The organism is Pseudomonas sp. SG20056 (assembly GCF_031764535.1).
In the GTDB taxonomy this organism is placed as follows: Bacteria; Pseudomonadota; Gammaproteobacteria; order Pseudomonadales; family Pseudomonadaceae; genus Aquipseudomonas.
Genome location: NZ_CP134499.1, coordinates 3,735,937 through 3,748,685 on the forward strand (window position 1 = coordinate 3,735,937; position 12,749 = coordinate 3,748,685).

A 12,749-nucleotide genomic window follows, 5' to 3' on the forward strand; every position below is an offset into this window, starting at 1 on the left:
CTACCGCCCAGCTGATTTTCTCAGGGGAATGCTATGTTCAGCCGTGATTTGACTATCGCCCGTTATGACGCCGAATTGTTTGCCGCGATGGAGCAAGAAGCCCAGCGCCAGGAACATCACATCGAGCTGATCGCCTCGGAGAACTACACCAGCCCAGCGGTGATGGAAGCCCAGGGTTCGGTACTGACCAACAAGTATGCCGAAGGCTATCCGGGCAAGCGTTACTACGGCGGTTGCGAATACGTCGACATCGTCGAGCAGCTTGCCATCGACCGCGCCAAGGAACTGTTCGGTGCCGACTACGCCAACGTCCAGCCACACTCCGGCTCGCAAGCTAACAGCGCCGTGTATATGGCCCTGCTGGAAGCCGGCGACACCGTACTGGGCATGAGCCTGGCCCACGGTGGTCACCTGACCCACGGCGCCAGCGTCAGCTTCTCCGGCAAGATCTACAACGCCGTGCAGTACGGCATCACCGATGCCGGCCTGATCGACTACGACGAAGTTGAGCGCCTGGCGGTTGAACACAAGCCAAAGATGATCATTGCCGGTTTCAGCGCCTACTCGCAGGTCCTGGACTTCCCACGTTTCCGTGCCATCGCCGACAAGGTCGGTGCCTACCTGTTCGTTGACATGGCCCACGTTGCGGGTCTGGTCGCTGCTGGCGTGTACCCGAACCCGGTGCCGTTCGCCGACGTGGTCACCACCACCACTCACAAAACCCTGCGCGGCCCGCGCGGCGGCCTGATCCTCGCCCGCGCCAACGAAGCGCTGGAGAAGAAATTCAACTCCGCAGTATTCCCAGGCGGCCAAGGCGGCCCGCTGGAGCACGTGATCGCCGCCAAGGCCGTGTGCTTCAAGGAAGCCCTGCAGCCTGAGTTCAAGGCCTACCAGCAGCAAGTGATCAAGAACGCCCAGGCCATGGCCAGCGTGTTTATCGAGAACGGCTACGACGTGGTCTCCGGCGGTACTGAGAACCACCTGTTCCTGCTCAGCCTGATCAAGCAGGACATCACCGGTAAAGACGCCGACGCCGCCCTGGGTCGCGCCTTTATCACCGTGAACAAGAACAGTGTGCCGAACGATCCACGTTCGCCGTTCGTCACCTCCGGCCTGCGCATCGGCACCCCAGCCGTGACCACCCGTGGCTTCAAGGAAGACGAGTGCCGCGCGCTGGCTGGCTGGATCTGCGAGATCCTCGCCAACCTGGGCGACGACGCTGTTGAAGCGCGCGTTCGCGAGCAAGTTAAAGCGGTCTGCGCCAAGTTCCCGGTTTACGGCAACTAAGTATCGACAGCTGCTGAAAAGCCCGCCTCCTGGCGGGTTTTTTTATATCTGTCGAACCAGCCTCAACACAGATAAAACCAAGCCATCGTCAGCAGCCTTGGCTATAGTGGATAAAACCTCGCAGGAGTTTCTTTGCATGAGCGAAACAGCCAATGAGCGTCGGCGCTTTCACCGCATCGCTTTCGACGCCCCCACCGAGATCGTGCAAGGGGAACGGCGCTGGGCGGTCGAACTGCATGACGTATCGCTGAAAGGCCTGCTGATCAAGCGCCCCAATGGCTGGAACGGCGACCCTAATCAGCCATTCGAAGCCAATATCCAACTGGCCGACGACACCCGCGTACTGATGGAAGTGGTGCTGACACGCACCCAGTCTGATCTGCTCGGCTTTGTCTGCCGGCATATCGACCTCGACTCGATCAGCCACCTGCGTCGCCTGGTGGAACTCAACCTCGGCGATGACAGCCTGCTGGAACGCGAACTCGCCGCCCTCGGCGAAGACGAGTAAACAAAAAGGAGGCCTCGGCCTCCTTTTTCATGCCCCTGTTCAGCTACTCGAACAGGGCATCCAGCGCTTGCTCCAGGCGCGTGACGGCAATCACCTGCAACCCTGGCGGCGGATCTTTCGGCGCATTGCCCTTGGGCACGATGGCGCGCTTGAAGCCGTGCTTGGCCGCCTCTTTCAGACGTTCCTGGCCGCTGGGCACCGGGCGAATCTCGCCAGACAGGCCGACCTCGCCAAACACCAGCAGGTCATGCGGTAGCGGCTTGTTGCGCAGGCTGGAAATCACCGCGGCCATCAGCGCCAGATCGGATGCGGTTTCCAGCACCTTGACCCCGCCCACCACGTTGAGAAATACGTCCTGATCATAGGTTGGGATGCCGCCATGCCGGTGCAACACAGCCAGCAGCATGGCCAGACGATTCTGATCCAGGCCCAGGGTGACGCGGCGCGGGTTGGCCATATGGCTGGTGTCGACCAGCGCCTGCACCTCCACCAGCATCGGTCGGGTGCCTTCCCAGGTGGCCATCACCACGCTGCCGGGGACTTCTTCCTGGGCGCGGGTGAGGAAGATCGCCGAAGGGTTGGTGACCTCTTTCAGGCCCTTGTCGGTCATGCCGAACACGCCCAGTTCATTGATCGCGCCAAAGCGATTCTTCACCGCGCGCAGCAGGCGCAGGCGGCCATCGGATTCACCCTCGAAATACAGCACGGTGTCGACCATATGCTCAAGCACACGCGGTCCGGCCAGTGCACCTTCCTTGGTCACGTGCCCGACCAGGAAAATCGCCGTGCCGCTCTGCTTGGCAAAGCGCACCAGCAACGCCGCACTTTCGCGCACCTGGGCGACACCGCCGGGAGCCGACTGCAGCTGCTCGGTAAAGATGGTCTGGATCGAGTCGATCACCATCACCTTGGGCTTTTCCATCCGCGCGGTGGCGATGATGCTTTCGATGCAGGTCTCGGTCATCACCTTGAGCTTGTCTTCCGGCAAGCCCAGGCGGCGGGCGCGCATGGCCACCTGCTGCTGGGATTCCTCACCGGTGACATACAGCGCGGGGAAGCGCGTGGCGATATTGCACAAGGTCTGCAGCAGGATGGTCGACTTGCCGATACCGGGGTCGCCGCCAATCAGCACCACCGAGCCGTCCACCAGGCCGCCGCCGAGCACGCGGTCCAGCTCACCAGATGCGGTGGAAAAGCGCGGCACCTCCTCGACGCTGACTTCGGCCAGGGTCTTGATCTGCACCTGATCACCCGCCCAGCCGGCGCGGCCGCTGGGGGTGGCTGCGTTGGCTTCAAGCAGGGTTTCCACTAGGGTATTCCAGGCCCCGCACTCGCCGCACTGGCCGGCCCATTTCGGGAAGGTGGCGCCGCACTCGGTGCAGCCATACATGCGCTTGGCCTTGGCCATGCCGGACTCCTATAAACGCTGAGCCCGGATCATACGAAATAGCTGGATATATTTACAGTCCCGCGCAGCTATCCCTGGCAACCGTTACCACAGCCACAACATTGCCCGGCAGCGCGTTTCAGACGGCGCGCGAGATCATCCTTGAGGCCAACCCGCTCCTGCTTGAGGGCCAGCAGCGCCTCATCAGCCAGCAGTTCGCTGCCCGCCTCGATCCGGCAAATACGTTTATCCAGGGTTTCGTAGGTATCCGCCAGGCGGGCGAAGTTGGCATCGCCAAGACGCAGCTCATGCAGCGCGCCGCGCAGTTCGGGGAAATCCTTGATCAGCGGATGGTGTTCAACATGCATGCGGGCATTCCTCTGGGATAGTCATTGCCTGCAGACTATCCCCTGAGCCGGGGCCAGCACTTGACCCGGATCAAACCAATGACGCTAAGACGCGCTGCTGAGAAAGCCGGCCAACTCATCCTTGAGGCTGACGCGCTGCATCTTCAGGCCCAACAGCAACATCTCATCCATGGCCACCCGCCCGCTTTCCGCCTCATAGATGCGCTTATCAAGCTCCTCATATTCCTCGGCCAAGCGAGCGAAATGGCCATCGCTGGACAACAAGGCGTGCAGCTGCGTCTTGAACTCGGGAAACTCGCGGTGCAACGGATGATGTTCCAGTGGCATAACGGCATCCTCATGGCGGGCCTTCAACTGAGCCTAGCCCAGTCGCGCCGGCTCTGCCGAAACGCCTTGCAACACGGGCCTTAGGCGACTTCTGCTATCGTTGCCCAAGCTTCAAACGCCATTAGCGGGAACAGGTTATGAGTACAACATCAGGATGTTCGGCCTGCCGTGACGGCCAAGGGTTGGGATTTCCCATCAGCATGGCCTTTCAGCCCATTATCAACCTGAGCACCGGAACCATATTTGCCCATGAAGCACTGGTACGCGGCAAAGCCGGTGAGTCCGCCGGCAGCCTGCTGAGCAAACTCAACAAGGACAACCTCTACTCCTTCGACCAGGCCTGCCGGATTACCGCCCTGGAATGGGCAGCCAAGCTGCAGGTGCCGGCCATGGTCTCGATCAACTTTATGCCCAACGCGGTGTACAAGCCCGAGACCTGCATCCGCGCGACACTGGAGGCGGCTAAGCGCTTCAACTTCCCGCTGCAGCGAATCATCTTTGAGGTCACCGAGCAGGAGCAGGTGCTGGATATCGACCACCTCACCGGCATCCTGCGCGCGTACCGCAAGCAGGGCTTTATGACCGCCATCGATGACTTCGGCGCAGGCTATGCCGGGCTCAACCTGCTGGCCGACTTTCAGCCCGACCTGATCAAGCTGGACATGCAGCTGATCCGCAATATCGAGCAAGACAGCGTGCGGCAGATTCTGGTCGAAGCCGCTCTGCAGATGTGCCGCAAGCTGAATATCCGGGTGATTGCCGAAGGCATTGAAAGCCAGGGCGAGTTGCATGCATTGCGTGACATGGGCGTGGAGCTGTTCCAGGGTTACCTGCTGGCCAAACCGGCGTTCGAGTCCCTGCCCGAGGTTAACTACCCGGCCTGAGAAGTAGCTGGCAAGCGGCGCGCGCTGGATTACACTCAGCGCAACCTCACCTACCAGGGAACGCAGCATGAGCATACTCAGTGAATTCAAAGCCTTTGCCGTCAAAGGCAACGTGGTCGACATGGCCGTGGGCATCATCATCGGCGCGGCCTTCGGCAAGATCGTCTCGTCCTTTGTCGGTGACGTGGTCATGCCGCCGCTGGGCGTGCTGATTGGCGGTGTGGACTTCACTGACCTGGCCATCACCCTGAAGGCTGCCGAAGGCGATTTACCTGCTGTGGTGTTGGCCTACGGCAAATTTATCCAGACCGTGCTCGACTTCCTGATCGTCGCATTCGCCATTTTCATGGGCATCAAGGTGCTGAACAAACTCAAGCGCGAAGAAGAAGCGGCACCCGCAGCACCCGCGCCACCGACCAAGGATCAGGAACTGCTGAGCGAGATCCGCGACCTGCTCAAGTCGCAACAAAGCCGAGACTGACGCCCCGTGTGGAGGGCCGAGCGCCCTCCGCGTACATGATTTGTTGCAGGGCAGTCCGTTGGACTACCGCGTGTTCGTGTAAATTGGCCGCCCCTTGGCTACTTTTCCCCCTCAATGACCCTCCTGATTGCGTTTGCCGTTCTATCCATCCTCGTCTCCTTTATCTGTTCCATTCTTGAAGCGGCGTTGTTGTCCCTGACGCCCAGCTATATCGCTCAGCAGAAGGCCACCAAGCCCAAGCTCTACGAGCGCTTGAAAGAACTGAAAGACAAGATCGACCAGCCTCTGGCCGCCATTCTTACGCTCAACACCGTGGCTCACACGGTTGGCGCTACCGGCGTGGGTGCGCAGGTCACCGTCGTGTTTGGTGACGGCTACCTGGGCATTGCCTCGGCAGTGATGACGCTGCTGATTCTGGTCCTCTCGGAAATCCTGCCCAAGACCATTGGTGCGCGTTACTGGCCAACCCTGGCGCCCTTCCTGCCAAGCCTGCTGGGCGGCATGATCCTGCTGCTCAAGCCGTTTATCTTCATGTCCGACATGATCATGCGGCTATTTGGCGGCAAAGAGCCTGAGCACGACATCCGTCAGGAAATCAAAGCCTTGACCCTGCTCGGCCGCGAGGTGGGCAAGCTCGATGAAGACGAACAACGGGTCATCAGCAACATCCTCGACCTGCATGAAATCAAGCTGCGCGACATCATGACGCCACGGATTGTCTGCGAGTTTGCCGCTCCCGATGACACCCTCAGCGCATTTAAGGCGCGCGTGAAAGAGAGCCAGTTTTCCCGCTACCCGGTTATCGGTGAGGATGAAGCGCCACTGGGCGTGGTGTTCCGTTATGACGCCCTAGGCGCCGATGCGGATGAAGCGCCGGTGTCCAGCATCCTCAAACCGCTCAAGGTGGTTTCCGACAGCATGAACGTCGAAAACCTGATGACGCAGATGATGCATGAGCGTCAGCACATGTGCCTGGTATATGACGAGTTCGGCAGCTGGCGCGGCCTGGTGACCATGGAGGACATCATGGAAACCATCATCGGCAAGCCGATCCTCGACGAAACCGACGACATCCCGAATATGCGCCGCTTTGCCAAGCGCCGCTGGGAGCACCGGATCAAGGCCATCCGCGAGGAATAAGCGCTACCAGTAGTTCTCCACCGCCACCTGCCCCGGTCGGCGGGTCAGGCTGAGCTGCAAGTCGCGCTGTTTTAGCAGCGCGCGGGTGTCGTCGATCATCTGCGGGTTGCCGCAGATCATCAGCCGCGAATGCTCAGGTTCCAGGCTCAGCCCCGCCGCCCGCTCCAGCTCGCCACTGTCCAGCAAGCTGGTGATACGCCCATGCAGGCAGCCCGGCACCTGCTCGCGGGTGACCAGCGGCAGATAGGTGAAACGATCGGCGTATTCCTGCAAATGCTCCTGCTGCATCAGCCCGTGAATCTGCTGCTGATAGGCCAGCTCGCTGGCCGTGCGCGCGCTGTACACCAGCACCACCCGGGCAAAGCGCTGCCACACGTCCAGGCCCTGCAGAATCGATAGAAACGGCGCCAGCCCCGTGCCGCTTGCCAGCAGCCAGAGGTCACGGCCATCGGCAAAGCGATCGAGGGTAAGAAAGCCCAGCGCCTGTTTTTCCACCAGCAGGCTGTCGCCGACCTGCAGCCGACTCAGCTCGGAGGTGAACTCGCCGCCTGGCACGACGATGGAGAAGAACTCAAGAAACTCATCATGAGGCGCCGAGGCCATCGAATAGGCCCGCCAGACCACCGAGCCGTCGGCCTTTTCTACACCAAGACGGGCGAACTGCCCGGCGCGAAAGCGAAATCCGGCATCACGCGTACAGCGCAGGCTAAACAGGCTGGGCGACCAGACCTGAATAGAAGTAAGCGTTTGCCGCGTGTACTTGTCGTCACTGGTCATACGAATACCGGGCCTATGCAGATTGCACAGGCCCAGTGTGGCGTAACGCTCACCGAACAAACACCGGTAAAACCTGGGGGCTCTTGGCTTTGCCCTAAGCCCGCGCTTAGCGGCGGTTGACGGCCTGCGCGGCGCGTAACACATCACTGCCGATTTCCGCTTCATAGGTCTTCCACAGCGGGCTCAGTGCGGCGCGCCAGGCGGCACGTTCATCGTCGGTCAAGGTCACCACTTTGGCATGGCCGGCGGCGATGATGCGCTCGCGATCATTGTTGTTCAGCGTTTCGGCATCCTTATTCACCGCGAAGGACACTTCATCGATGATCGCTTCCAGCTCGGTGCGGGTTTTGTAGGGAATGCTGGTCCAGAACTCCTTACTGCTGATCAGCATATAGCTCAGCGAACCATGGTTGAGTTCACTGATAAACGGCTGCACGGTGTCGACCTTCTGGCTGGCGATATTCGACCAAGGGCCTTCGGTGCCCTGGATGGTGCCAGCCTGCAGCGCCTTGAATGCCTCTGCGAATGGCATCTTCACGGTCTTGGCACCGAGCTGGCCAAACTGCGCCTGCAACACCGACGAGGGCTGGATGCGGAAAGCCAGGTCTTTGGCATCCTCGGGCTTGCGCAGCTCGCGGCTGGAGGTCAGCTGCTTCATGCCGTTGTTCCAGTAGGCCAGGCCATAGATGCCCTGGTTGGACATGGCGTGCAGCAGCTCGCGGCTCTTGTCACGCTTCTGGAAGCGTTTGACCGCCTCCAGGTCATCGAACAGGAACGGCAGGTCAAACACCTGCAATTGCTTGGTATACGCCTCGAACTTGGACAGCGAAGGGGCCAGCATCTGCACCTTGCCCTCGCGCAGTGCGTTGATCTCCTCGCCATCACCAAACAGCGTCGAGTTCGGGTAAACCTCAACCGCCACCTGACCGGCCAGGCGCTCTTCCACCAGCTTCTTGAACAGCAGTGCGCCCTTGCCCTTGGGGGTGTCCTCGGCCACCACATGGGAGAACTTGATCACGATGGGCGCCGTGCCTTCGGCCAGGGCCGGGCTTGCCGCGACCAGCAATGCGCTGAAGGTTAAAGACAGCAGGGACTTGAACATGGACATACCTTTTTGCAAATAGAACGCCGTGAAGCCTGCATGGGCAGGCCTCATTGAGTGGGGGTGTGGGCTATGGATGATTCGGTGGACGCGGCAGAGTGCTGCACGGCCCTGATCATCAGGCGCTACCAGATCGCAGCCGGGCGTAGTGCTCGGGGCCTGGTTATTATTCGAATGCTGACCTTGCTGACTCATGCCTGCTGACTGATGGGTATCAGACACGACTGAGCAGATCCACAAGGGGGCGGCATTCTTCGGCAAAGCCGCGTGCGGCACAACTGCGATTTGCTGAACCAGCTCTCAGTTCCGAGACTTTTCCGCCACTTGCACCGACAATAGCGACCAACTGCACTTTTTATCGCGCCCTTGCGGCCTGCACCCGAGTTTTCCATGCCTGTGTTCAGCACCCCGTTCGCCCAACTCGACCTGCTTCGTCAACCCGACCAGCCCCACGAGCCGCTGCAGGCCTTCGATGCGGCGGACGAATACCTCCTAAACCATCTGCATGAACAAGGGCTGACGAGCAGCACGCGCGTATTGGTGCTGAATGACAGCTTCGGTGCCCTGGCGGCCAGCCTCGCTGGGCAGGCGCACGTGACCAGCAGTGGAGACTCACACCTCGGCCACCTGGGCTTGCAGGTCAACCTGCTGCGCAATCAGTTGCCTACGGATGCCGTGACGTTTATACCGGCCAGCGCAGTCGCCCAGGGGCCGTTTGACGTGGTACTGATTCGCGTACCGAAAACCCTGGCGCTGCTGGAGGAGCAACTGATTCGCCTGCACGGCCAGCTCGCCCCAAACGCGCAGGTGATTGCCACCGCCATGGTCAAACACCTGCCGCGTGCTGCCGGTGATCTGCTGGAGAAATATATCGGCCCGGTGCAAGCCTCACTGGCGGTGAAAAAAGCCCGCCTGCTGTTTGCCACCCCTGAAGCCAAGCCTGCGCCCGTATCGCCCTACCCGACGCGTTATCGCCTGGAAAAACCGGCTATCGAGCTGCTTAACCACGCCAATGTGTTCTGCCGCGAAGACCTGGATATCGGCACCCGCGCCTTCCTCCCGCACCTGCCCAAACACCTCAGCCGCGTGCGCGTGGCTGACCTCGGTTGCGGCAACGGCGTGCTCGGCATTGCCTATGCGCTGGGCAGCCCGCAGGCCGAGCTGACGCTGGTGGATGAGTCGTATATGGCAGTGCAATCGGCCGAGGAAAACTGGCGTGCAGCGCTGGGCGAACGCCCGGTCGAAATCCGCGCTGGCGATGGCCTGGCCGAGCAGACGGCTGACTCGCTGGATCTGGTGCTGTGCAATCCGCCGTTCCACCAGCAACAGGTGGTCGGTGACTTCCTCGCCTGGCGCATGTTCCAGCAGGCCCGCGCAGCCTTGGTGACCGGCGGCGAACTGTGGATCGTCGGCAACCGCCACCTGGGCTACCACGCCAAGCTGAAACGCCTATTTCGCGGTGTAGAGCAGGTGGCGGCGACGCCGAAGTTTGTGGTGCTTAAAGCAATCAAATAAGCGCGCTGCACAGCCCGGCGGGAGGGGCTTTAGCCGCGATAGGCCATCAGCAAAAGCTCGCCGCTAAAGCGCCTCCTACAGTGATCACCACTATCGCGCTTACGGCGTGCCCATCCCCGCGGCCTGCATAAACAGCCGCAGCAGATAGGACACTGCGCCCAGGGCCAGCACGCTGCCAGCCCAGATCAGCACCAGCCAGCCGAGCCGCTGCCACAGCGGTTTTTTTTCGTTTATGTCGTTCATCTTGCGATCTCAGAACCCATTCGAGGTCTCGCGAGCTAGAGCCATGCAAGGCAAAAGCCGGCGAGGACGCGGAGTTTACTGCTGTAAATGAGCATCCGAGCCGGCTTTTAACGCGGCAGAGCCGACGCGCAGCAGACCGGGAGCCGAACCTCAGTGGTAGCCATCTTCTTCAGTGACCTTGCCGCGAAACACGTAATAGCTCCAGGCGGTGTACATCAGGATGAACGGGATGATGAACAGCGCGCCAACCAGGATAAAACCCTGGCTCTGCGGCGGTGCGGCGGCGTCCCAGATGCTGATCGACGGCGGGATGATATTCGGCCACAGGCTGATGCCCAGGCCGCTGTAGCCGAGGAAGATCAGTGTCAGGGTCAGCAGGAACGGTGAGTAGTTGGCGTTGCGTGCCACTGCGCGCAGCAGCGCCCAGGTGCACAGCAGCACCAGCAGCGGTACCGGCATAAACCAGAAGATATTCGGCAGGCTGAACCAGCGCTCGGCAATTTCCGTATGGGCCAGTGGTGTCCACAGGCTGACGATACCGGTGACGCCAAGCAGCACAAACACCAGCGGCCGCGCCATATCGTGCATCTGCAGCTGCAGGCGGCCTTCGGTCTTCATGATCAGCCAGGTGCAGCCGAGCAAAGCGTAAGCGGCAATCAACGCCAGGCCGCAGAACAGCGAGAACGGCGTGAGCCAATCCAGCGCGCCGCCGACATAGACCCGGTCGACCACCTCGAAGCCATCGATATATGCGCCCAGCGCCACGCCCTGGAAGAAGGTCGCGGTCAGCGAGCCGCCGATAAATGCCTTGTCCCAGAGGTGGCGTTTGGCAGCCTTGGCCTTGAAGCGGAATTCGAAGGCCACGCCACGGAAGATCAGCCCCAGCAGCATAAAGATCAGCGGCAGGTACAGCGCGCTGAGCACCACCGCGTAGGCCAGCGGGAAAGCGCCGAATAGCGCCGCGCCCCCGAGCACCAGCCAGGTTTCGTTACCGTCCCAGACCGGCGCCACAGTGTTCATCATTACATCGCGTTCACCTTCGCTTTTGACGAAGGGGAAGAGGATGCCGATGCCCAGATCAAAGCCGTCCATGACCACATACATCATCACCCCGAAGGCGATGATCACGGCCCAGATCAGCGAGAGATCAATGCCCATATTCAATTCCTCTCAGCCAGTGAGTCGGTTTCGCCCTCTTCCAGCCCCTCTTCGGGCGCGGACAGCGGACGCGACGGCGTGCGTTTCTGGCCTGGGCCGCCCTCGGCGGTTTCCTTGCCTTCGTCGGTGATCGGGCCCTTGCGCACCAGGCGCATCATGTAGCTGATACCGGCGCCAAACAGGGCGAAATACACCACCACAAACAGAATCAGGGTCAGGCTCATCTGCGCAAAACTGTGCCCGGAGGAGGCATCCGCGGTGCGCATCAGCCCCTGGATGATCCAGGGCTGACGGCCGATTTCCGTGGTGTACCAGCCAGCAAGGATGGCAATAACCCCCGATGGGCCCATCCATACCGCCAGATGCAGGAACGGCCGGCTCTCGAACAACCTGCCGCGCGTACGCAGCCACAGGCCCCAAAGACCGGTGAGGATCATCAGCATGCCGATGCCGACCATGATCCGGAAGGTCCAGAACACGATGGTCGAGTTGGGCCGGTCTTCCTTGGCGAACTCTTTGAGCGCCGGCACCTGCTTGTCCAGACTGTGGGTCAGGATCAGGCTGCCGAGCGCGGGAATCTCGATCTTGAAGCGGGTTTCTTCGGCTTCCATATCCGGCCAGCCGAAAAGAATCAGCGGGGTCGGTTCATCGCCGTGGTTTTCCCAGTGGCCTTCGATGGCGGCGATCTTCGCCGGCTGATACTTGAGGGTATTCAGGCCATGGAAGTCGCCAATCACCGCCTGAATCGGCGCGACGATCAACGCCATCCACATGGCCATCGACAGCATCTTGCGGATCGCCGGGTTGTCGCGGCCGCGCAGCAGGTGCCAGGCCGCCGACGCGCCAACGAAGAACGCCGTGGCAAGGAACGCCGCTGTAGCCATGTGCAGCAGGCGATAAGGGAACGACGGGTTGAACACCACGGCGAACCAGTCCACCGGAATCACCCGCCCGTCGATGATCTCGAAGCCCTGCGGGGTGTGCATCCAGCTGTTGGAGGCGAGAATCCAGAACGTTGAGATCAGCGTGCCGACCGCCACCATCACCGTGGAGAAGAAGTGCAGGCCCGGGCCGACGCGGTTCCAGCCGAACAGCATGACGCCGAGAAAACCCGCCTCGAGGAAGAACGCAGTCAGCACTTCATAGGTCAGCAGCGGGCCGGTGACCGCTCCGGCAAAGTCGGAAAACGCGCTCCAGTTGGTGCCGAACTGATAGGCCATGACCAGACCGGAGACCACGCCCATGCCGAAGTTGACCGCAAAGATCTTCGCCCAGAAGTGGTACAGGTCGCGGTACACCTCTTCCCCGGTCTTCAGCCACAGCCCTTCAAGCACCGCCAGGTAACTGGCCAGGCCAATGGTGATGGCCGGAAAGATGATGTGAAAGGAGATGGTAAAAGCGAACTGGATTCGGGCGAGGTCGAGAGCCTCCAATCCAAACATGGCGTTTCCTCAGTCAGGTGATACGGGGCACGGCCACGGGCGCGCATGCCAGTCACAGGTAATCAGTCAGGGGAATTATTGTTCTGGGTGAGGCAACTAGCGAGCTGGGCAAAGCCCTCACAACCGCGCG

The 12,749-nt window shown here is 60.9% G+C and carries 14 protein-coding genes; 6 read left to right on the top strand and 8 right to left on the bottom strand.

Features of this window, described 5'->3' with window-relative positions:
* The first annotated feature begins 33 nt into the window (after positions 1–33).
* Complete coding sequence (glyA, locus tag RHP75_RS17775; protein ID WP_311089350.1) at positions 34–1,287, top strand: serine hydroxymethyltransferase; 1,254 nt, start codon at positions 34–36, stop codon at positions 1,285–1,287.
* 136 nt (positions 1,288–1,423) lie between these two features.
* Positions 1,424–1,795 carry a PilZ domain-containing protein gene (locus RHP75_RS17780; protein WP_090376549.1) on the top strand — a complete coding sequence of 124 codons (372 nt, stop codon included), beginning with the start codon at positions 1,424–1,426 and terminating at the stop codon, positions 1,793–1,795.
* Positions 1,796–1,838: 43 nt separating this feature from the next.
* Here the strand turns inward: RHP75_RS17780 and radA are convergent, their stop codons facing one another.
* From radA to RHP75_RS17795, 3 genes are all read right to left on the bottom strand, one after another.
* The gene (radA, locus tag RHP75_RS17785) at positions 1,839–3,203 is read right to left on the bottom strand and encodes a DNA repair protein RadA (RefSeq protein WP_311089351.1); all 1,365 of its coding nucleotides are present in this window, start codon (positions 3,201–3,203) and stop codon (positions 1,839–1,841) included.
* Between the two features lie 68 nt (positions 3,204–3,271).
* Positions 3,272–3,550 (bottom strand): DUF465 domain-containing protein, encoded by a 279-nt coding sequence (locus RHP75_RS17790; protein WP_311089352.1) that lies wholly within the window; start codon positions 3,548–3,550, stop codon positions 3,272–3,274.
* An 84-nt stretch (positions 3,551–3,634) separates the two neighbouring features.
* The gene (locus RHP75_RS17795) at positions 3,635–3,877 is read right to left on the bottom strand and encodes a YdcH family protein (RefSeq protein WP_311089353.1); all 243 of its coding nucleotides are present in this window, start codon (positions 3,875–3,877) and stop codon (positions 3,635–3,637) included.
* Between the two features lie 137 nt (positions 3,878–4,014).
* Here RHP75_RS17795 and RHP75_RS17800 point away from each other — a divergent pair, with 137 nt between their 5' ends.
* The 3 genes from RHP75_RS17800 to RHP75_RS17810 all read left to right on the top strand — a co-directional run bounded on the left by RHP75_RS17800 (position 4,015) and on the right by RHP75_RS17810 (position 6,382).
* Positions 4,015–4,761, top strand: coding sequence for an EAL domain-containing protein (locus RHP75_RS17800; protein WP_311089354.1), 747 nt, complete (start codon positions 4,015–4,017; stop codon positions 4,759–4,761).
* Positions 4,762–4,828: 67 nt separating this feature from the next.
* On the top strand, positions 4,829–5,242 hold the full coding sequence (gene mscL, locus RHP75_RS17805) for a large-conductance mechanosensitive channel protein MscL (protein ID WP_311089355.1): 414 nt from the start codon (positions 4,829–4,831) through the stop codon (positions 5,240–5,242).
* Between the two features lie 114 nt (positions 5,243–5,356).
* On the top strand, positions 5,357–6,382 hold the full coding sequence (locus RHP75_RS17810) for a hemolysin family protein (protein ID WP_311089356.1): 1,026 nt from the start codon (positions 5,357–5,359) through the stop codon (positions 6,380–6,382).
* Between the two features lie 3 nt (positions 6,383–6,385).
* Here RHP75_RS17810 and RHP75_RS17815 read toward each other — a convergent pair whose 3' ends face one another.
* Both RHP75_RS17815 and RHP75_RS17820 read right to left on the bottom strand, forming a co-directional pair.
* Positions 6,386–7,159: a ferredoxin--NADP reductase gene (locus RHP75_RS17815; protein WP_311089357.1), complete on the bottom strand. Its 774-nt coding sequence runs from the start codon at positions 7,157–7,159 to the stop codon at positions 6,386–6,388.
* A 106-nt stretch (positions 7,160–7,265) separates the two neighbouring features.
* Positions 7,266–8,261, bottom strand: coding sequence for a DctP family TRAP transporter solute-binding subunit (locus RHP75_RS17820; protein ID WP_311089358.1), 996 nt, complete (start codon positions 8,259–8,261; stop codon positions 7,266–7,268).
* A gap of 390 nt (positions 8,262–8,651) precedes the next feature.
* Here RHP75_RS17820 and RHP75_RS17825 point away from each other — a divergent pair, with 390 nt between their 5' ends.
* Positions 8,652–9,776, top strand: a complete 1,125-nt coding sequence (locus RHP75_RS17825; protein ID WP_311089359.1) for a class I SAM-dependent methyltransferase — start codon at positions 8,652–8,654, stop codon at positions 9,774–9,776.
* Positions 9,777–9,875: 99 nt separating this feature from the next.
* On the opposite strand, the gene RHP75_RS17830 is transcribed toward RHP75_RS17825, so the two are convergent.
* The 3 genes from RHP75_RS17830 to RHP75_RS17840 form a co-directional block, all read right to left on the bottom strand.
* Positions 9,876–10,019 carry a DUF2474 domain-containing protein gene (locus tag RHP75_RS17830; RefSeq protein ID WP_311089360.1) on the bottom strand — a complete coding sequence of 48 codons (144 nt, stop codon included), beginning with the start codon at positions 10,017–10,019 and terminating at the stop codon, positions 9,876–9,878.
* Between the two features lie 150 nt (positions 10,020–10,169).
* A complete protein-coding gene (gene cydB / locus RHP75_RS17835; RefSeq protein ID WP_311089361.1) occupies positions 10,170–11,177 on the bottom strand; it encodes a cytochrome d ubiquinol oxidase subunit II in 1,008 nt (335 codons plus the stop codon).
* Between the two features lie 2 nt (positions 11,178–11,179).
* The gene (locus RHP75_RS17840; protein ID WP_311089362.1) at positions 11,180–12,619 is read right to left on the bottom strand and encodes a cytochrome ubiquinol oxidase subunit I; all 1,440 of its coding nucleotides are present in this window, start codon (positions 12,617–12,619) and stop codon (positions 11,180–11,182) included.
* Positions 12,620–12,749 lie beyond the last annotated feature (130 nt).

Coding starts and splice junctions, on each gene's coding strand:
- RHP75_RS17800 (WP_311089354.1), top strand. CDS start 4,015: ATGAGTACAACATCAGGATGTTCGGCCTGCCGTGACGGCCAAGGGTTG.
- radA (WP_311089351.1), bottom strand. CDS start 3,203: ATGGCCAAGGCCAAGCGCATGTATGGCTGCACCGAGTGCGGCGCCACC.
- RHP75_RS17825 (WP_311089359.1), top strand. CDS start 8,652: ATGCCTGTGTTCAGCACCCCGTTCGCCCAACTCGACCTGCTTCGTCAA.
- cydB (WP_311089361.1), bottom strand. CDS start 11,177: ATGGGCATTGATCTCTCGCTGATCTGGGCCGTGATCATCGCCTTCGGG.
- mscL (WP_311089355.1), top strand. CDS start 4,829: ATGAGCATACTCAGTGAATTCAAAGCCTTTGCCGTCAAAGGCAACGTG.
- RHP75_RS17795 (WP_311089353.1), bottom strand. CDS start 3,877: ATGCCACTGGAACATCATCCGTTGCACCGCGAGTTTCCCGAGTTCAAG.
- RHP75_RS17810 (WP_311089356.1), top strand. CDS start 5,357: ATGACCCTCCTGATTGCGTTTGCCGTTCTATCCATCCTCGTCTCCTTT.
- RHP75_RS17830 (WP_311089360.1), bottom strand. CDS start 10,019: ATGAACGACATAAACGAAAAAAAACCGCTGTGGCAGCGGCTCGGCTGG.
- RHP75_RS17840 (WP_311089362.1), bottom strand. CDS start 12,619: ATGTTTGGATTGGAGGCTCTCGACCTCGCCCGAATCCAGTTCGCTTTT.
- RHP75_RS17780 (WP_090376549.1), top strand. CDS start 1,424: ATGAGCGAAACAGCCAATGAGCGTCGGCGCTTTCACCGCATCGCTTTC.
- RHP75_RS17790 (WP_311089352.1), bottom strand. CDS start 3,550: ATGCATGTTGAACACCATCCGCTGATCAAGGATTTCCCCGAACTGCGC.
- RHP75_RS17820 (WP_311089358.1), bottom strand. CDS start 8,261: ATGTTCAAGTCCCTGCTGTCTTTAACCTTCAGCGCATTGCTGGTCGCG.
- RHP75_RS17815 (WP_311089357.1), bottom strand. CDS start 7,159: ATGACCAGTGACGACAAGTACACGCGGCAAACGCTTACTTCTATTCAG.
- glyA (WP_311089350.1), top strand. CDS start 34: ATGTTCAGCCGTGATTTGACTATCGCCCGTTATGACGCCGAATTGTTT.